Origin of the sequence: Leptobacterium flavescens, assembly GCF_010671605.1 — a bacterium.
Taxonomy (GTDB): Bacteria; Bacteroidota; Bacteroidia; order Flavobacteriales; family Flavobacteriaceae; genus Leptobacterium; species Leptobacterium flavescens.
This window is the reverse complement of record NZ_JAABOO010000001.1, coordinates 589,039-607,388: the sequence shown is the minus strand read 5'-3', so window position 1 is coordinate 607,388 and position 18,350 is coordinate 589,039. Positions and strand designations below refer to the sequence as shown.

Here is an 18,350-nt window from a genome sequence, read left to right as displayed (position 1 = left end):
ATTATATTTGGTTTCTGTTATGTACTACTATCTTATTCTTGCATTTCAGGGATTTTGTATTTATCATGCCTATAAAAACCGAAAGGAATATTATTGGTATTTCCTGATTATTTTTCTTCCGCTTATCGGATGCCTTATCTATTTGTTTACACAGGTCTTTTCCAAAAGTGATGTGGATAAAGCTCAGCAGGAGCTTACCCATCTGGTAGATCCTGGAAAGAGGATCAGGGACCTGGAAAGAAGAATGAAGTTTACCGACACTTTTGAGAATAGGGTAGCCCTGGCCGATGCCTATCTGTTAACCGAACGATATGACGAAGCTATCGGGCTTTATGAAAAGAGCCTGGACGGAATGTTCAAAAACGATTATTACACGATCTCAAAACTAGTGGAAGCTTATTTCAGGAAGGGAGACGTGGAAAAGACCCTGGAATATGCCGGGCGGATAAAAAATGCGTCCGAATTCAAAAAATCCAGATCTCAGTTTTATTACGGTCTTGCCCTTAATGAGGCAGATAGATGGGAAGAAGCAGAAGAGCAACTCAGGCAAACAGATCTGCGCTATTCCAATTATGAGGAGCGTATTACTTTTGCAGATCTTCTTAAGCAAAGAGGGAAGCTTAAGGACGCTTTGGAGATCTACAAAGAGATCATTTCGGAAGGAGAGTATATGAAACCTGAGAACAGAAGGAAGAACAGGCTTTTTATTCAACGAGCCAGGGAACAATACCAGGCACTCAGTTAGGCAATGTTTTTTCACAGGCATCCATATCCACCTTATATCCCGGAAACAGCTACCAAGCTGATTGTGGGAACCCTGCCACCTCCGCGTTTTTCCACCGGAGAGCTTATAGAGCACGATGTGGATTTCTGTTATGGAAGTTATTACAATTCTCTTTGGTTATTTATAGATAAGATACATGACCTGAAGCTGAGGTTTGATAATTCGGAAGAAGCCATTCAGCAGCGAAAAGACTTTTTACACAAAAGCGGGATAGGGGTGTGTGATATTGTGGAGAGCTGCGAACGTGAAAAAATAGATGCTTCAGACCTGGGGATGCAGAATATTGTTTTAAGAGACCTGATCGGTTATCTGCGTAAACACCCCAAAATAGATACCTTGTTATTTACCGGAGGTAACAGTAAAAACGGCCCGGAGTATTTCTTCAGAAGGCATATCAAACCCTACAATATAAAACTGGAAGTGGTATCGGATGATATCCCCAGAGTGCATCAATTTGTATTAGAGGATCCTTCAAACACAAAGCTTACCAAGCGCGTAATACAAACGGTATCTCTTACTTCTCCTTCCGGAGCTGCAAACCGGGCTATCGGAAGTATTCCTTTATACAGGCAGTTAAAACAACAAAACCCTGAATTCACAACTTTTGATTTCAGGGTCCTGCAATATAAATCGTATTTTTAAAAAAGACTTAGCTTTTTTTCTGGATCTTTTCCAGGAGTAATTCGCATTTGGCAATATAACCGTAATCTCCCGAACTACTGGCTTTAGCCAATTCTAAAGATCTTTTTACCTGTGCTTCTGCCGTAGTCTTATCTTTTAGCTGATGTGCAAGCTCGGCCCTGTAGTAGATATACCAGAAGGCATTCGGTCTTAATTCGATGGCTTTATCAAACCACTGGGCTGCCAGATCCAGGTCCTTTCCTTTTTCATAATAGAACATGGCCGCATCAAAATAAGTTGCAGCTTTTATCTCACCTGTGGCATTGATCAGTTTATCCTCGATCTCCTTGTATACCAATGCATCCGAATCGACGAAAACAGGAATGGCTACTTTAGAGTTTTCCCACGCAATGGTAAGGTCTGCTCCGTTGGCATTAAAATTCTCAAAACCTATATTCAAAGTTTCCTGTTTGTCTTTTAGTTTGATGACAGGAACTTTAAACCGGATAAGGTCGTCAGAAGGATTATAGCCTCCGGCTCCCCAAAGATTGGTATTCTTATGGATAATAATGGTCCACTCTTTTTCTCCGGGAATAGAGTAGAGGCCATAGGACCCTGCCGGTATTTTATGACCATTTAATGACAGATCATTGCTGATGTGCATTTTTGTAGACGAATTGGCACCTGTTCTCCATACTTTCCCGTAGGGGATCAGCGAACCGAAGATCTTGCGGTCCTTGGCACCCGGACGTCCGTATTCGAGAGATATTTTTGCCAGGCCGACATTTTGTTCTACTTTGATCTGCGGACTCAGGCTGGCCTTGTTTATCTGGGCCTGTGCCATTGTAAAAACAAAGACAAAAAGTACTGTGAATAATTTCTTTTTCATGAGTTTAATTTTTGGTACTGACGATAGGTCGTATTAAACTTCAATTACTTAACTGCTGTACTGAGAATATTATAAAAAGCCTCAATTCCGTATGATATCTGCCATATCCTCAGGTTTTCATTAGGACTGTGCTGATTGTTATCGGGATTTACCATAGGAACGATAACCGCAGGGATATTAAGCTCGTTAATAAAAGCAGCTGTCGGAACCGTACCTCCCATGATCCTGATCTTTACAACATCTTCATTAAAAGTATTTTTTAGAACATCTTCCACCCATTTGGCATAATTATCATCCAGACTGGTCCTGAAAGCAGGAGTTACCGTACCACTTTCAAAAGTAACGATCTTATCGTGAGACATCCTCTCTTCCTGGGTCGGAGCTTTATCGGTTACATAATAACCTTCGGCCTGAATGTGTTTTTTGATAAGATCTTTTAGTTTGTTCCCATCGCTTTCCGGTACTAATCTGATATCGATAGCAGCAGTGGCCTTATCCGGTACAATGGTCCGTGCCTGTGCCCCTGTCCATCCGGATGAAAGTCCGCGGACATTTAAGGAAGGGTATTGCAGGGCTTCCTGGTAGTTCTGACCTACTTTTTCAGGTGATTTAAAAGCCAAACGCTCACGAATCGCTTTTTCATCATCGGGTACGCTATTCAATACTTCTTTTGTTTTTTCATCCAGAGATATTCCGTCATAATAACCTTTAACGATCACTTTTCCGTCTTTATCCTTCATAGAAGCCAGTAACTGAGACAACTGAAAACCGGGATTAGGTGCATAGTTTCCGTAATGACCACTGTGTTGAGGTTTTACCGGACCATAGGTAGTAAGATTTACTGTGGTGATTCCCCGGCAACCGAACACAAGCGTAGGTTTTTCGGAAGGGTGCAACGGCCCGTCATTAATGATCAGAAAATCGGCTTGTAGCAGTTCCCTGTATTTTTTAACCGCATTCGGAAGCGGCTTGCTGCTTCGCTCTTCCTCACTGTCAAGAATCACCTTGACGTTAAAAGGGATCTCCTTGTTATTCTTTTTAAGCAGGTCGATGGCATTCAGCATCATTACAATAGGACCCTTATCATCCGAAACCGATCTTCCGAACAATCTCATATCGTAATTCATATCACTTTCCTTGTCCAGTTCGGCCCAATCTACCTGTTGCCAGTTATCACCCTCTTTTCTCTTCAGAACAACTTCGTAAGGGTTAGGTTGGTCCCATTTTGAAGGATCTACCGGCTGACCGTCAAAATGCATATAAAACAGAACCGTAGGGAGGCCCTGAACAATAGGCCTTACCGCAAAGAACAGAGGTTCACCTTCCGTTTCGAGTACCGCCGAATTGAATCCGCGTTCGTTGAATTTCTGTGTGAGCCATGTAATATTCCTCATAATATCGCTGTGCTCAAGGGAATTATTAGGTATTTTATTGAAATCCCTCAGATCTTCAATGGCTTCTCTTACCTCCGTTTTTAATTGAAAGTCGAAATCCTGTGAAAAGCTTAATAAGGGGATCAAAAAAGCGAGTGCATATAACTTCTTTTTCATTTAGTTGAATCGTTAAAAGGGTCAGTACGGGTACTAACCGGGAGTTTTAGTTGGTTTTTGATGAAGTATTAAAAATACTAAAAATTAGTTGTTCGGTAACAGGAAAACAGAAGTGAATTATGTTAAAAAAATAAACCCCGCCTTTACAGGCCGGGGTTTAGATCATATATAAAAAGATATTAATTCAATCGAATAGGGTCGCCATAGCCAAGGGCTTTTAACCTGTCAAGTTGAGTTGCCGCATCTCCGACAACCAGATAGATCATTTTATCAGGATTTACATATGCTGAAGCCAGGCGCTTTATCTCGTCGATGGTCATGGCATTTACAATCGCTTCCCGTTGTTTTACGTAATCACTATCCCAGTTGTAATCGCCTATATTTTGAAGGGCATTGAGTTTGGCACCCAGTGTTTCAAATGCCCTGGCATTACTCTTTAAGAGGAAGCCTTTGGTTGTTTCAAGGTCCTTATCCGTAAATGTATCAGGGTATTTTTCCATGATGTCCTTGATCAACGCAATAGCTTCATAAGTAATATTGGATCTTACACCCGAAAAGATACCGAAAGTTCCGGAGATGTCAGTTCCGTTAAATCCGGAACGAATTCCATAGGTATAACCTTTTCCTTCCCTTAATTCCTGTGTCAGACGGGAAGCAAAACCACCACCCCCGAGAATGTAATTCATAACGGTTGCAGGATAATACTCTTCGTCTGTTATCGGCATTGATAAATGCCCGATCCTTAACACCGATTGTTTGGCGTTAGGAACATCGTAGAAGTAAATTTTGGATGAACTCACTGCTTCCGGAAGCGAATATTCCGGGATGTTTACCTCCTTACTTTCCCAGGATGTTTCAATATCCTTAAGCGAAGTGATCACATTTCCCTGAGCAATATCTCCCACTATATAAAAGTTAGCCATAGAAGGAGACAGGTTGTTATCGTAATAAGCCTTCAGATCGTCCATAGTAATACTCTGAACCGAACTTTCCGTTCCTGAGATATTGTGACTCAAAATATGGTCTTTTCCATAGACCAGCTCACTGAATTTATTATTAGCAATTGCATTCGGACTCGCCTGGCTCTGAATGATCCCGCTAATGGTCTGTTGTTTGAGTAATTCAAGCTCTTTTTCATCCCATCTTGGTTCCAGTAAAATTTCTTTTACCAGTGCCATGGTCTTGTCATAGTTTCTGGCCAGCGTATTTCCGAAGATCTCGATAGACTGAGATCTGGCATTTACATTGATCGTAGCCCCTAATTCATTGATGGCTTCTTCCAGTTCCTCAGTGGTCTTATTCTTGGTTCCCTTGGTCATCATGTCTGCAAGCAGATTGGCAACACCTACTTTTTCCGGATTATCCAGCAGTAAACCACCTTTTATTTTCAGGTTAAACTGAACCAGTGGTAATTCGTCATTTACGATCCCGAAAACATCTATTCCGTTATTCAAGGTCTCATTCCATACAACAGGAACTTTAGTTTCCGGAGATTTTCCGTAAGGAGGCTCCTGAGAACGATCAAAGTTTGAAGGTGTTTTTTCATATTCGGTACTTTCAGGTAATACGAATTCATCTTCGGCTCCCTGAACGATCTTTTCCTCTACAACCTCGGCCATTTCAGATCCTTCGACGATCAACTCGCTTTGACCTCTCGGAACAAAACTCGTTACGATATGATTCTTTCCCTTGATGTATTTCTCATATACACGCTTTACGTCATCCGTGGTAACCGCAAGGATATTTTTGATATCCTTATTGATAAAACCTGGATCATCCGCAAAAATATTGTACTGTGCCAGTTGGAAGGCCTTACCTAAAACACTGGACAGCCCGTTATAGAACTGGGTTTCAATACCTATTTTGATCCTGTTCAGGTCCTGCTCAGAAATACCTTCATTCTCAAACTTTAAAAAAGCTTCATTAACTGCAGCTTGTACGTCATTGAGGTTTTTGCCCGGATATGCTCTGGTAATAAGGCTAAACTCTCCGCTGAGTTCTGATGTACTGTTGAACATAAATACATTCGGAGCAAGCTCTTTTTCTTCTACCAAAACTTTGTAGAAAGGTGCTTTTTTACCTTCTGAAAGATATTCGGCCAATACGTCCAGTGCATAAGAATCATCGTTGTAGTTTTCCACCGTAGGCCAGGTAAGCCTTAATTGGGGAAGACGTGCAAAATTATCTTCGTAATAGAGCTTTTTCGTTTCGTTAAGCACGGGAATATTCTTTGAGAGCCTGGTGATCTCTTTCCCTCTTTTGATCTCTCCAAAATATTTCTCTACCCATTCCTTGGCTTGTGTCGTATCGAAATCGCCGGCCACAACCAGGGTAGCGTTATTAGGAACATACCATTTTCTGTAGAATTCCTTAACGTCTTCCAGAGTAGCATTTTGCAGATCTTCCAAAGATCCTATCACCTGCCAGTTATAAGGGTGTTCTGTAGGGTAAAGACTCTTACCGATCACATAATTCGTATGCCCGTAAGGATTGTTATCTACACTTTGTCTCTTTTCGTTTTTTACTACCTGCTTTTCCTTGGCAAGTACTTCGTCGGTTACCGTATTGATAAAGAAGCCCAGTTTATCGGCTTCTGCCCAAAGCATTTTCTCCAGGGCATCATTAGGTACGGTTTGATAGTAATTTGTCCGGTCCCTGCTGGTCGATCCGTTTGCTCCGGAACCACCTACACGGCTGCTCAGTTTGTCAAGTCCGCCTTTCCCAAGATTTTCAGATTCCAGGAAGAGGAGGTGCTCAAATAAGTGAGCAAACCCGGTCCTTCCTTCTTTTTCCCTGGCAGAACCTACGTGAAAAGTAAGCGCTACAGAGACTACCGGATCTGAATGATCGGTATGAAAGATCACATCCAGCCCGTTGTCCAGAGTGAACTTTTCAAAGTCGACTGATAATTCGTTTTCCGTTTCTTTTTTTTCCTTTTGACAGGAAAAAACAACAGCACTTAAAAAAAGTGCTGCAGTAATTTTAATTATAGTGCTTTTCATTTTTTGATGAGTAATTATTCAAAGCAATTTAGATAAATTTTAACAGATGGTTCTTTCTGTTAAGAAAGTTTTATGAATCTAAAAGAAAAATGCCCTGAATGCTTCCGTTTATGAACGGATACCCTCCACAAAATCGCTTATTTTTTCCGGCGGATTTGCACTGATATATTTGATAAAAGCCGAACCGATTATGGCTCCTTTGGCTTTTTTGGTAGCCTGATTAAAGGTCTCTGCATTGGAGATCCCGAAACCTACGATCTGCGGGTTTTTAAGATTCATCGCAGCTATTTTCTCGAAATAACTGCTCTGATCTTCTCCAAAGGTGTTTTTGGCCCCGGTAGTACTGGCAGAGCTTACCATATATATAAATCCGCTGGAGATCGAATCGATAAAGCGGATGCGTTCTTCACTGGTTTGAGGCGTTATCAGGAATACATTGATCAGGCCGTGTTTTTCGAAGATGGCCTGAAACTGATCGTGATAAACATCTACCGGCAGATCGGGAATGATCAATCCGTCAATACCGATCTCTGCACATTTCTGGCAAAATTTATCCACCCCATATTGCATCATCGGATTAAAATACCCCATGATGATCAGCGGAATGGAAACCGATTCCCTGATGTCTTTTAGCTGTTCAAAAAGCAGGTCGGTGGTCATCCCGTTTTTTAATGCCAGCGTGGAACTCTCCTGTATGGTGGGCCCGTCTGCCAGCGGATCGGAAAAGGGTAGTCCGATCTCAACCATATCCACTCCGCTTTTTTCAAGCTCCTTTAAAATGGAAACCGTATCGTTAACGGAAGGATATCCCGCTGTAAAGTATATGGATAAAAGTTTTTTGTTTTCTTCTAATTTTTGATTGATCCTATTCATGAGAAATGCTATTCTTGAGTTTGACAAAAACGCTTTGTTGTTCTTTGCTGAGGTTATCAGCAGTAAAAATGGAGATCCCTCTGGCGCCTTCCTTTTTCGCTAAACGGATAGCTTTTTCCAGATCTTCGGGATCTTTTAATGCGGGAGAATACAAACCGGAATAAAGCGGAAATTCCACATCATTAACTCCCTGTGCCGTAGCAAATCCTATCCAGTTTACGTTTTCACGATAAAAGTTGTTGTATAACATGGGATAGGCTGCATCCAGCTTCCAGTCATTCCAGGCCTGACGTACCATCTGCCTTGACATTTCAGGAAACGGAAAAACGGCAGCCGTTACTCTTTTATTCTTGCTATGCGCAATTTCTACGATCTCGTTAACCAGGCTGGTTACCGCATTTAAGCGATACTGCCTCCATTCTGTTGAGAGTTCGGGATTTTTAAAATCTACAGGGTCCTTATCGAAGATCTTTTTAAAACCTTCCCGGGCTATAGGATGATATCCATAATCGTATTCCGGCATTTCATGATCCTGTACCAGGCCGTATTTGGGCTGAAGATCAGCTCCGAGTATCACGTCCGGATAGCGTACGTAATCGAGATGTACCGATGCCAGGTCCTCAAGTTCCATAAGCTTTTCCGCATTGCTTTTAATATATGCCCTGGCTTCGGGATGAAACGGACTCAACCACTGATAGTAATCCACATAAGCCCTGTACTCGAGGGAATTCTGCCCTTTGCGATTTACCGCATACCAGTCGGGATGTTTATTGGCAATTGTATCGTTCGGTCTGTTAAGCGTCCACATCCAGGCATGTACTTTTATGTTCTTTTCCTTTGCAAGGGGGATAAGGTTTTTAAGATAATCTGCATTGGCCTGTACAAGAATTTCACTAATACCCAGAGAATCGTAATAGCTCAGTTTCTGATCCCAGATATCCTTATCAAAAGATGCTCCGCCTCCTACCCAGGTGGCAAAAACAAAATCATCCGGTTGTTGCTCTAAAGGTGCCGGAGTACTCTCTTTTTTCCCGCAGGAAAGCAGGCTGACAGAAATTAAAAGCAGGTATATTTTTTTCATTATTTAATAATTTTAGAATAACCGTCCTCTCTGATAATACAGCTGATATTCTTCTGTATTTCTGTGACCATCAGATTAAAACCGGAATATGTTTTTATAAAAGTTGCTTTATATGTTTTATTCCCTTCCGTAACAGGGATGATCTCTGTTGTATATCCTGTCTTGTTCTTCAGGAGTTCTTTTAGGGATCCTCTGGAAACCTTGCGGTAAAGCGCATAGGAGACCTGCCTTAAATGAACGGGATCCTTCTGTTGGAAAACTACTTTTTCATTCGGGAGTTTATCCGAAAACTGCACATACCCCCATTTTTCGGGCTCATGCATATTGATGACTCCCTGGTTACTCCAGACCCAATTGTATTCCGGAGCGTATTTATCGTTTACTTTTTTCCTGCTGTAACGGTTCTTGTTAAGATCGAAATCCCAGTGAACCCTTGAAAAATTGATCCGCCATTGTTCTCCGTCCTTCGGAATGGTCCTCGGTCTGTTCTTTAGCTCGGCAAAGGCCCGTAAGGGGATGGCCATTTCCACCGCCCAGAAATTATCCGTATCGGATGGGTCATTTAAAGTGCCATCCAGATAAACAGCCGTTTTCAGATCGTTCAGATTCCAATGGGTATTGGGCTTGGCACCTGATCTGTAGGGCTTGTTTAAAAGAAGGTCCCAAACGGTCCCTAATGCATTGATCTCGATCTCCCCGTAATCGTGAGTATCGTTTGATGGATCAATAAATACTTCAAAATCGTTATTGTAAAAGATGACTGTATCCCTCTTTTTCAGTGTCCCCCAGATGTGATCTTCGGTAAGCTTTGCATACACATATAAATAAGTGTCGCTCCACAACATTTTGACCCTGGTGTCATATTTTGGTTTTTTATGCCCTTCAATATCTATAAAAGCATCGGTATACGGAGTGTTTATCCAGTCTTTTTCATCAGCTTTCCCATCTATCGTAATCGAACCGGAAGTTTTATGAATGACATAGGTCTTCGGACTAACGATATCTTTTCCGGATTCAAGACGAACATTTATGGCCTCCTGAGCATAAACCGCAACACAGGAGATCAATGAGAAAAGGAAAATAAAATATTTCGGGTATTGAGACATTTTACAATTTAAAATAATCAATATAAGTATTCAGATCCTTATCTCCTCTCCCCGAAAGGTTAATAACCACTATATCATCTGCTCCGAACTCTTTTTGCTGAAGAGCAGCGAGAGCATGAGAACTCTCTATTGCCGGGATGATCCCTTCCAGCTGGCATAATTCAAGGCCGGAAGTCATAGCTTCGTCATCGGTTATTGAGATAAATTCTGCGCGTTTACTTTCATACAAATGTGCGTGCAACGGACCTACTCCGGGGTAATCCAGGCCTGCAGAAATAGAATAAGGCTCGGTAATCTGGCCGTCTTCGGTTTGCATCAGCAGGGTCCTGCTTCCGTGAATGATCCCGTCATTCCCCAGAACACTGGTTGCAGCGCTTTCTCCGCTGTGTATTCCCTTTCCGGCAGCTTCTACCGCAATAAGCCCTACTTTTTCATTATCCAGGAAATGATAAAAGGCTCCGGCAGCATTACTTCCACCACCTACACAGGCAATGACGTAATCCGGATCTTCCTTACCTTCTTTTTCCTTTAACTGCCATTTGATCTCTTCGGAGATCACCGACTGGAAACGGGCAACCATATCGGGATAGGGGTGAGGCCCTACTACAGAACCGATAATATAATGAGTATCTATCGGGTTATTGATCCAATCCCGGATCGCTTCGTTGGTGGCATCTTTCAGGGTTTTACTTCCTGAAGTAGCGGGAACCACTTTAGCACCGAGCATTTTCATCCTCGCCACATTGGGAGCCTGACGTTTTATATCGATCTCTCCCATATACACAATACATTCTATTCCCGCCAGGGCACAGACTGTAGCTGTAGCTACCCCATGTTGGCCGGCACCGGTTTCGGCAATGATCCTTTTTTTACCCAGACGCTTGGCCATTAGTATCTGACCTATGGTGTTGTTTACCTTATGCGCTCCTGTATGATTCAGATCTTCCCGCTTCAGATAGATACGGGAATTGTATTTTTCCGATAAACGTTTTGCATAATAAAGGGGAGAAGGACGCCCGACATAATCTCTTAGCAACTGATCGAATTCATCCTTAAAAGATGCTTCGTTCATGATGGTCAGGTATCGTTGGCGCAATTCTTCAACATTCGGATAAAGCATCTCCGGAATATAGGCACCGCCAAATTTTCCGTAATAGCCTTTTTCGTCTGCGTGATAAGTTTTCATTTGCAAATATTTTGTTTCAGCTATTGCCTATTCAATAGCAAGTTGTTCTTTAAACTTTTTAATGTCTTTTTCCTCTTTTAGACCGGGAGCCGTTTCAAATTTACTATTTACATCAATGAGATAGATCGGCAAATCGGTTTTCAGGATCCTCTTCACATTTTCCACTTCATCAAGTCCGATCCCTCCACTTAGAAAGAAAGGTTTTTTGGAAGGGTACTGATTAAGGATGGTCCAATCGAAACCATATCCGTTTCCTCCCGGAAGTTTTCCTTTGGTATCGAATAAATAATAATCACATACATCTTCATAAGGTTGCAGAAGGGAAAAATCAAAATGATCCTTGATAGAGAACACCTTGATTACCTCGAGATTGTCTCCCTTGAGTTTTTTACAAAGATCGGGAGTCTCATTACCGTGTAATTGAACTGCGTGCAGGTCATATCGGTTTACCTTATCTGTGATCTCCTCATAGCTCGCGTCGACAAAAACCCCTGTTTTTTTAATATGCGACGGTACTTCCGGCATTTCTCCATCAAAAAAGCGACTGGATCTTTCCCAGAAAATAAAACCCAGATAATCCGGCTGTAGGCGCACTACAGCTTCGATATTATCCCGGTATTTCATTCCGCATACTTTTAGTTTCATTTGTTGTTTTTTTATTGTCATTCCTGCCTTCGCAGGGATGGTATTTTGGGTTTAATTTTTCAAATCATTGATAAATTCTACCGCACTCTTACCAGGGTGCTCCGTTTTCATAAAGTTCTCTCCTATAAGAAAGCCTTTATACCCGAATTGCTGTAATTCCCTGATGGCTTCAACATTGCTGATCCCGCTTTCCGATACTTTTACAAAATCGTCCGGGATAACAGAAGACAGGGTTTTACTGGTTTCTATACTTACCTCAAAAGTTTTTAAATTCCTGTTGTTCACTCCCAGCATATCCAGGCTTGGCATTACCGATTTATGAAGTTCCTCCTCATTGTGAACCTCGAGCAGAACATCAAGACCCAAGCTTTTGGCGGTTTCCGAAAGGGTTTTTATTTCCTCTCTGCTCAACACAGCAGCAATCAGAAGGATAACATCTGCTCCGTAAGCCCTGGCTTCTATCAATTGATATTCATCAATAATAAACTCCTTTCTCAGCAAGGGTGTGTTTACCGAAGCTCTTGCCAACAGGAGATCTTCCAGGGATCCTCCAAAATATTTCCCGTCTGTAAGCACCGACATTCCGCAAACCCCTGCTTTTTCATAACCCAGGGCCACTTCTTCCACACTTACTTTCTGGTTGATGACCGATTTGGAAGGAGAACGACGCTTGTGTTCGGCTATAATACCTGTATTACTATTTCGCAATGCAGTGGCAAGGGAATTTGTTTCCCTGCCGAAGAGGGCAGAAGCTTCCAGTTGAGAAACAGGAACAATACTTTTCTTTAAGGCTACTTCCTTGCGTTTATCTGCTACTATTTTATCCAGTATATTCATTATGCGCTTAATTCCTGCAGTGTTTTTAATGCGTTTAAACCTTTCCCGGACAGAAGGGATTCTTTTGCCAATTCAAAACCTTCTTTAGGCCCCAGTCCTTTTACCGTGGCGATGGCCATCCCGGCATTGGCACAGACAACATTGTTCTGAGCTTCGGTTCCTTTACCTTCAAGAACCTTCATAAATATACCGGCGGATTCTTCCACGGTACTTCCTCCGGCAATCTGCGACTGTGAAAGCGCACTGAGCCCGAAATCCTCAGGTTTGATCATTCCTTCCGTATTGTTGGAAATGGTTTTGGTATTTCCCGTCAGTGAGATCTCATCATAACCATCCAAAGCGTGGAGAACTGTAAAATTCTTATCGGTGTTCTGATAGAGGTAGCCGTACATCCTGGCCAGCTCCAGGTTAAAAACCCCAACGATCTGATTCTTTGGAAAGGAAGGGTTTACCATGGGGCCCAGCATATTGAAAAAAGTTTTTACTCCCAGTTCCCTGCGGATAGGAGCTACATTTTTCATTGCCGGGTGAAAAAGAGGAGCGTGCAATACACAGATCCCCGCCTTATCCATAGATTGTTTGAGGAAATCCGCTTCACTGGAAAATTTAATCCCGAGATGTTCCATTACATTACTGGAACCACATTTAGAGGATACTCCATAATTCCCATGTTTGGCAACATTAACTCCGGCACCGGCTGTTACAAACGACGCCAGGGTAGAGATATTAAAAGTGTCTTTTCCGTCCCCTCCGGTACCACAAAGATCTATGGCATCATAACCGTTAAGATCTATCGGAATGCACAATTCCAACAGAGCATCCCTGAAACCTTCCAGTTCTTCTATGGTAATGCTTCTCATCATATAAACGGTCAGGAAAGCTGCAATCTGACTGGTGTTATATTCTCCCTTGGATATATTGACCAATACATTCCTGGCTTCTTCCTTGGAGATCGTTTCATGGCTGATAAGCCTGTTTAATAATTCTTTCATCTTCTTTTTTTAAGACTTCAACCAGTTTTCCAGTATTTTTTTTCCATCGGGAGTAAGTACGGATTCCGGATGATATTGAACCGCTCTTACATCGTAGCTCTTATGCCTGATAGACATTACCTGCCCGTTCTCATCAAAGGAAGTGGCTTCCAGTGTTTCGGGTAATTCCGGATCTACCACCCATGAATGATATCTTCCGACTTCTATTTCATTGTTAAGACCGTCGAACAGCGATTCATCCTGAGCAGTGATATTTACTTTTGTGGCAACACCGTGATATACCTCGTCCAGATTGATAAGTGTTCCTCCGAAAACCTCACCAATGGCCTGCTGTCCCAGACATACCCCAAAAATACTTTTGGTAGGAGCGTATTTTTCTATTATCGCCTTTAAAAGTCCGGCTTCTTCCGGGATCCCGGGACCGGGAGATAATACGATCTTATCGAAAGCTTCAACCTCTTCAAGGCTTAGCTGATCATTTCTTTTTACGGTCACGTCACAGTTCAGGTCTTCCAGGTAGTGTACCAGGTTATAGGTAAAACTGTCGTAGTTGTCTATTACTAATACTTTTGTCATCTTAAATAGTTTCAGCAATTTCCAGCGCTTTATTCAAGGCGCCCAATTTATTATATGTTTCCTGTAGCTCCAGTTCAGGATTGGATTCGGATACGAGTCCGGCTCCCGCCTGATAATGAAGCTGATGATTTTTACTCAAAAAAGTACGGATCATAATGGCGTGATTAAAATTCCCTTTAAAATCCATAAACCCGATGGCTCCTCCATAGAAATCCCTGTTGCACTTTTCATAGCGTTCAATGAGCTGCATCGCCATATGCTTAGGGGCTCCGCTCAATGTTCCCGCAGGAAAAGTATCAGCTACTACCTGCATGGTATTCGTATCGTCGTGCATTTGCCCTGTTACTTTAGATACCAAATGTATTACATGAGAGAAGAACTGTACCTCTCTGTAGGTTTCAACCTTTACCGAACTTCCATGCCGGCTTAAGTCGTTACGGGCCAGGTCTACTAACATTACGTGTTCTGCATTCTCCTTTTCATCTACCGCAAGCTGATTGGCCAGTTCGGCATCCTGAAGGTCATTCCCTGTACGTTTAAAGGTTCCGGCAATCGGGTGTATTTCGGCTTGTCTGTCTTTAACAACCAATTGTGCTTCAGGAGAAGAACCGAAGATCTTAAAGTCGCCGTAATCAAAATAAAATAAATAAGGGGATGGATTTATAGAGCGAAGAGCCCTGTATACATTAAATTCATCCCCTTTGAAAGTTTGAGAAAATCGCCTTGACAATACCAGCTGAAAAACATCTCCTCTAAAGCAATGCTTTTTAGCCAGTTCTACATGCTCTTTGTATTCCTCATCCCGTAGATTGGAAGTGGCTTCGCCTTCACGGGAAAAATTATAGGAAGCAAAGTTCTTTACATGCAGTAATTGCTCAATTTCCTGGATATTATTCTCTCTTTCATAGCAATGTGCAAAAATGTATGCCTCATTCTTAAAATGATTAATGGCAATGATATTCTGATAGACCGCATAGTAAACATCCGGAATATTCAGACTTTCTTCTTTTTTCGTTACCTCTACATCCTCAAAATACCTGACGGCATCATAGGCTATATAACCAAAGAGCCCGTTATTGATAAACTTAAAATCATTGGACTCCACATTATATCGGGAAGAGAAAGCCGTAATGATTCCCGGAACATCAGTATCCGGGCCTATAGCTTCTCTTTCTACGCTCCCGTCGGGAAAGGTCTGAACAACCGTTTCGTTTTCAATTTTTATCGATGCGATGGGATTGCTGCAGATATAGGAAAAACTGTTGTCGTTGGCGTGGTAATCACTACTTTCCAACAACAGGCTGTTGGGGAATTTATCCCGTATTTTAAGGTAAACACTTACCGGAGTAATAGTATCGGCCAGTATTTTTTTGTAATGTGTCTTTAATTGGTACTTTTTCATGCTGATCTTTCCTGATTAAAATAAAAAAAGGCTTGTCGTGATCTGACAAGCCTTTTGTATGTTTTACTTTTAAACTATACTATAGGTGTTTTAACTCACGACTTTGGAATTTCGTAAGCACCACCACCAGTTATTGTTTAAAATTTGATTCATTTTTCAAAATTATTGAGCCAAAGATAAAAATATTTTTCGATCGAAAAATGCTTTTATAAAATTTTTAAACCTTTTCTTTTTTATTGTGTCTTATATAACAAATAAAGTATCATACAGGCACGACATATTCAATATTTATTCCGGATGGTTGGTTGAAAATTGATAATAAAGTGGTTCTAACAATGCTTTTGACAAATTATCCGTTCAATAGAAAAGCCCTGGCATTAATGTCAGGGCTTTTCATCGCTATTAATCATTTGATACTTAGAATTGAAGATCTACCACAAGATCGAACTCGTCGTAGATTGTTTTATCTCCTAAATTATCAAAGAAACTTCCAGAACCATATCTGATATCGTACTTGGCTCTGTCTACTTTTAACGAAGCAGTAGCTTTACTTCCGTAAACCGAAAGATCGAAAGCAATTGGATTTGTTTTTCCCTTGATGGTAAGGTCTCCTGTAACTTTATAGGAATTTTTACCGTTAGCTTTAGCTTTTTTGATCACCAGTTTAGCAGTTGGGAAATTCTCAACACCAAAGAAATCGTCAGACTTCAGGTGACCGTTAAGATTAGCCTGATACTTTCCGGAAAGATCCGTACTGGTAAGGGAAGTCATATCTACTTCAAATTCACCTCCAACCAGCTTATCACCGTCAAAATTAAAGAAACCGCTTTTCAGAGCAATGGTCCCTTCGTGAGAACCGGTTACTTTATATCCTTTCCAGGTAATCTTACTTTTATCTGCCTTGATTTCTTTTTTATCTGCAATAGCCGATGTGAATGCAAGAGTACTAAAGGCTACTACCAGAGTCAATGCAATTTTTACTACTTTGTTTTTCATTTTCCTTTTTGTTTAATGTTAATGTTCAATTGAGGGTTTATATAGTTATAAATAACTCCTGTGCCGGTTTTCGCACTTTGGCGAAATGCTGGGTCTGATCTTCCTGAGAGCGGTAACCAATGGCAGCCACTACAACAGATGAAAGCCCCTTTTCCTTTAATCCGAGGATCTCGTCGTATTTTTCCGGAGAGAAACCTTCTATCGGGCAGCTGTCTATTTTAAGCTGAGCTGCAGCAGACAGAAGATTACCCAGGGCAATATAAGCCTGTCTTGTGCTCCAGTTCTGTTTAACATCCGGATCGAGGGGAGTGATCTTGGATTTCATAAAATTGCCGTAATCCTTGAGATCCTCAATAGCCACTTTCCGGGTACTGCTTATGTTTTCGAGATAGTGGTCTATAAAATCGTCGTTTACTTCCCTTTCAGTACAAAATACTATAAGGTGAGACGCATCTACTATCTGGGTTTGCCCCCAGGAAGCAGGTTGCAGTTCTTTTCTTATTTCCGGATCCTCAACGATCAGGATGCGATAGGGCTGAAGCCCGTAAGAAGAAGCCGTTAAACGTATCGCTTCTTTTAGGGTATTCAAATCTTCCTCAGATACCTTTTTTTGGTTGTCAAATTTCTTGGTCGCATACCTCCAACGGAGGCTTTCAATATACTCGTTCATGTAATTATTTAAATTTATTTAAAAGTGCATTGAGCGTCTTAAGCTCGTTATCATTAAAGTCGCCGGTCAGAAAATCTTCTGCACCGTCAACTGCTTCATCCATTTTAGCAAGAGCGTCCAGTCCGTCATTAGTGATCAGGATCTCTACTTTTCTCCTGTTAGTAGGGCATACAGATCTGTCCACCAAGCCTTTCGAGATCAGTTTATCGACAAGACGGGTCGTGTTACTCATCTTACTTACCATTCTTTCGTTAATGGTACTCAGATTGGCCGGCTTTTTATTTTGCCCCCTGAGTATTCTTAAAACATTGTATTGCTGAATGGAGATATCGAAGGGTTTCAATACCTCACTAACCGCTTCTTTGATCCTGTTATGAATAAGGATAAGGTGAATTAAGGTCTCCTTTTTAAGAGGGATCTCCTTTGTGGTTTTCAAGTATTGCTTTACATTCATGTTTATACAATATTTGTATAGACAAATGTATGTTTATTTTTATTTTCCATCCCTGTTTAAGTGATAATTTTTTGTTAAAAATGCACGGCAGCAATTGAGGATGCATATTTTTACTTTATAAATAATGATCATGAAAAGGCTATATATATTCGCATTTTTCGTATTTTTAATTAGCTGTAAAACAGAGGATAGTAAGCCGGAAAAGGCCGAAAATAAAGAAGATGTATCCCTGCTGGAACCCAAAGAGGTGTTGGCTGAAGATAGTTTATCTGTGGCTGTTTACAATTTTGATGGCCTGGAGCCTTTGTTAAATAAGAAAGACGATAAAACCTATATAATTAATTTTTGGGCAACCTGGTGTAAACCGTGTATAAAGGAATTGCCTTATTTTGAAAAGATCAACGCAGAATACAAAAACAAAAAGGTGGAAGTGATCCTGGTAAGTATGGATTTTCCCAAGATGTACAAATCACATCTTATCCCTTTTATTGAGAAAAGGGGATTACAATCGAGAGTTGTAGCCCTTGATGATCCGAAACAAAATACCTGGATCCCTAAAGTAAATGAAGATTGGTCCGGGGCTATTCCGGCAACCCTGATCTACAATAAGGATAAAAGGGAATTTTACGAAAGATCTTTTGAATACGAAGAATTAGAAAATACAGTTCAACAATTTTTAAAATAAC

The 18,350-nt window shown here is 41.2% G+C and carries 18 protein-coding genes; 3 read left to right on the top strand and 15 right to left on the bottom strand.

Annotation, left to right across the window (positions count from 1 at the left end; genetic code table 11):
- Positions 1-19 precede the first annotated feature (19 nt).
- A complete protein-coding gene (locus GWK08_RS02745; protein WP_163605371.1) occupies positions 20-745 on the top strand; it encodes a tetratricopeptide repeat protein in 726 nt (241 codons plus the stop codon).
- Positions 746-748: 3 nt separating this feature from the next.
- Positions 749-1,426 (top strand): uracil-DNA glycosylase family protein, encoded by a 678-nt coding sequence (locus GWK08_RS02740; RefSeq protein ID WP_163605370.1) that lies wholly within the window; start codon positions 749-751, stop codon positions 1,424-1,426.
- Between the two features lie 7 nt (positions 1,427-1,433).
- On the opposite strand, the gene GWK08_RS02735 is transcribed toward GWK08_RS02740, so the two are convergent.
- The 15 genes from GWK08_RS02735 to GWK08_RS02665 form a co-directional block, all read right to left on the bottom strand.
- Positions 1,434-2,294, bottom strand: a complete 861-nt coding sequence (locus GWK08_RS02735) for a DUF2911 domain-containing protein (RefSeq protein ID WP_163605369.1) — start codon at positions 2,292-2,294, stop codon at positions 1,434-1,436.
- 44 nt (positions 2,295-2,338) lie between these two features.
- Positions 2,339-3,844 carry a M20/M25/M40 family metallo-hydrolase gene (locus GWK08_RS02730; RefSeq protein WP_163605368.1) on the bottom strand — a complete coding sequence of 502 codons (1,506 nt, stop codon included), beginning with the start codon at positions 3,842-3,844 and terminating at the stop codon, positions 2,339-2,341.
- Between the two features lie 179 nt (positions 3,845-4,023).
- Positions 4,024-6,846: a M16 family metallopeptidase gene (locus GWK08_RS02725; protein WP_163605367.1), complete on the bottom strand. Its 2,823-nt coding sequence runs from the start codon at positions 6,844-6,846 to the stop codon at positions 4,024-4,026.
- 108 nt (positions 6,847-6,954) lie between these two features.
- On the bottom strand, positions 6,955-7,719 hold the full coding sequence (trpA, locus tag GWK08_RS02720) for a tryptophan synthase subunit alpha (RefSeq protein ID WP_163605366.1): 765 nt from the start codon (positions 7,717-7,719) through the stop codon (positions 6,955-6,957).
- Positions 7,712-8,800: a family 10 glycosylhydrolase gene (locus GWK08_RS02715; protein WP_163605365.1), complete on the bottom strand. Its 1,089-nt coding sequence runs from the start codon at positions 8,798-8,800 to the stop codon at positions 7,712-7,714. The genes trpA and GWK08_RS02715 overlap by 8 nt, the downstream gene beginning before the upstream one ends.
- Positions 8,800-9,906: a carbohydrate-binding family 9-like protein gene (locus tag GWK08_RS02710; protein WP_163605364.1), complete on the bottom strand. Its 1,107-nt coding sequence runs from the start codon at positions 9,904-9,906 to the stop codon at positions 8,800-8,802. Before GWK08_RS02710 ends, GWK08_RS02715 begins: the two co-directional genes overlap by 1 nt.
- A gap of 1 nt (position 9,907) precedes the next feature.
- On the bottom strand, positions 9,908-11,092 hold the full coding sequence (gene trpB, locus GWK08_RS02705) for a tryptophan synthase subunit beta (protein WP_163605363.1): 1,185 nt from the start codon (positions 11,090-11,092) through the stop codon (positions 9,908-9,910).
- Between the two features lie 27 nt (positions 11,093-11,119).
- The gene (locus tag GWK08_RS02700) at positions 11,120-11,737 is read right to left on the bottom strand and encodes a phosphoribosylanthranilate isomerase (protein WP_163605362.1); all 618 of its coding nucleotides are present in this window, start codon (positions 11,735-11,737) and stop codon (positions 11,120-11,122) included.
- 51 nt (positions 11,738-11,788) lie between these two features.
- A complete protein-coding gene (gene trpC / locus GWK08_RS02695; RefSeq protein WP_163605361.1) occupies positions 11,789-12,574 on the bottom strand; it encodes an indole-3-glycerol phosphate synthase TrpC in 786 nt (261 codons plus the stop codon).
- Positions 12,574-13,566, bottom strand: a complete 993-nt coding sequence (gene trpD / locus GWK08_RS02690; protein WP_163605360.1) for an anthranilate phosphoribosyltransferase — start codon at positions 13,564-13,566, stop codon at positions 12,574-12,576. Before trpD ends, trpC begins: the two co-directional genes overlap by 1 nt.
- Positions 13,567-13,575: 9 nt before the next feature.
- On the bottom strand, positions 13,576-14,142 hold the full coding sequence (locus tag GWK08_RS02685) for an anthranilate synthase component II (RefSeq protein WP_163605359.1): 567 nt from the start codon (positions 14,140-14,142) through the stop codon (positions 13,576-13,578).
- A 1-nt stretch (position 14,143) separates the two neighbouring features.
- Positions 14,144-15,544, bottom strand: a complete 1,401-nt coding sequence (locus GWK08_RS02680; RefSeq protein ID WP_163605358.1) for an anthranilate synthase component I family protein — start codon at positions 15,542-15,544, stop codon at positions 14,144-14,146.
- Between the two features lie 417 nt (positions 15,545-15,961).
- Positions 15,962-16,540 carry a YceI family protein gene (locus GWK08_RS02675; protein ID WP_163605357.1) on the bottom strand — a complete coding sequence of 193 codons (579 nt, stop codon included), beginning with the start codon at positions 16,538-16,540 and terminating at the stop codon, positions 15,962-15,964.
- A gap of 37 nt (positions 16,541-16,577) precedes the next feature.
- Entirely contained in the window at positions 16,578-17,210 is a 633-nt protein-coding gene (locus tag GWK08_RS02670) for an NAD(P)H-dependent oxidoreductase (RefSeq protein ID WP_163605356.1), read from the bottom strand.
- Positions 17,211-17,214: 4 nt separating this feature from the next.
- Entirely contained in the window at positions 17,215-17,664 is a 450-nt protein-coding gene (locus tag GWK08_RS02665; RefSeq protein ID WP_163605355.1) for a MarR family winged helix-turn-helix transcriptional regulator, read from the bottom strand.
- A gap of 130 nt (positions 17,665-17,794) precedes the next feature.
- Between GWK08_RS02665 and GWK08_RS02660 the strand changes: the two genes are divergently transcribed.
- Positions 17,795-18,349, top strand: a complete 555-nt coding sequence (locus tag GWK08_RS02660; RefSeq protein WP_163605354.1) for a TlpA disulfide reductase family protein — start codon at positions 17,795-17,797, stop codon at positions 18,347-18,349.
- The last annotated feature ends 1 nt before the right edge of the window (position 18,350 follow it).

What these genes read in the sequence shown, in the direction of transcription:
- GWK08_RS02745 (WP_163605371.1), top strand. Translation starts at nt 20, where the DNA reads ATGTACTACTATCTTATTCTTGCATTTCAGGGATTTTGTATTTATCAT.
- GWK08_RS02740 (WP_163605370.1), top strand. Translation starts at nt 749, where the DNA reads ATGTTTTTTCACAGGCATCCATATCCACCTTATATCCCGGAAACAGCT.
- GWK08_RS02735 (WP_163605369.1), bottom strand. Translation starts at nt 2,294, where the DNA reads ATGAAAAAGAAATTATTCACAGTACTTTTTGTCTTTGTTTTTACAATG.
- GWK08_RS02730 (WP_163605368.1), bottom strand. Translation starts at nt 3,844, where the DNA reads ATGAAAAAGAAGTTATATGCACTCGCTTTTTTGATCCCCTTATTAAGC.
- GWK08_RS02725 (WP_163605367.1), bottom strand. Translation starts at nt 6,846, where the DNA reads ATGAAAAGCACTATAATTAAAATTACTGCAGCACTTTTTTTAAGTGCT.
- trpA (WP_163605366.1), bottom strand. Translation starts at nt 7,719, where the DNA reads ATGAATAGGATCAATCAAAAATTAGAAGAAAACAAAAAACTTTTATCC.
- GWK08_RS02715 (WP_163605365.1), bottom strand. Translation starts at nt 8,800, where the DNA reads ATGAAAAAAATATACCTGCTTTTAATTTCTGTCAGCCTGCTTTCCTGC.
- GWK08_RS02710 (WP_163605364.1), bottom strand. Translation starts at nt 9,906, where the DNA reads ATGTCTCAATACCCGAAATATTTTATTTTCCTTTTCTCATTGATCTCC.
- trpB (WP_163605363.1), bottom strand. Translation starts at nt 11,092, where the DNA reads ATGAAAACTTATCACGCAGACGAAAAAGGCTATTACGGAAAATTTGGC.
- GWK08_RS02700 (WP_163605362.1), bottom strand. Translation starts at nt 11,737, where the DNA reads ATGAAACTAAAAGTATGCGGAATGAAATACCGGGATAATATCGAAGCT.
- trpC (WP_163605361.1), bottom strand. Translation starts at nt 12,574, where the DNA reads ATGAATATACTGGATAAAATAGTAGCAGATAAACGCAAGGAAGTAGCC.
- trpD (WP_163605360.1), bottom strand. Translation starts at nt 13,566, where the DNA reads ATGAAAGAATTATTAAACAGGCTTATCAGCCATGAAACGATCTCCAAG.
- GWK08_RS02685 (WP_163605359.1), bottom strand. Translation starts at nt 14,142, where the DNA reads ATGACAAAAGTATTAGTAATAGACAACTACGACAGTTTTACCTATAAC.
- GWK08_RS02680 (WP_163605358.1), bottom strand. Translation starts at nt 15,544, where the DNA reads ATGAAAAAGTACCAATTAAAGACACATTACAAAAAAATACTGGCCGAT.
- GWK08_RS02675 (WP_163605357.1), bottom strand. Translation starts at nt 16,540, where the DNA reads ATGAAAAACAAAGTAGTAAAAATTGCATTGACTCTGGTAGTAGCCTTT.
- GWK08_RS02670 (WP_163605356.1), bottom strand. Translation starts at nt 17,210, where the DNA reads ATGAACGAGTATATTGAAAGCCTCCGTTGGAGGTATGCGACCAAGAAA.
- GWK08_RS02665 (WP_163605355.1), bottom strand. Translation starts at nt 17,664, where the DNA reads ATGAATGTAAAGCAATACTTGAAAACCACAAAGGAGATCCCTCTTAAA.
- GWK08_RS02660 (WP_163605354.1), top strand. Translation starts at nt 17,795, where the DNA reads ATGAAAAGGCTATATATATTCGCATTTTTCGTATTTTTAATTAGCTGT.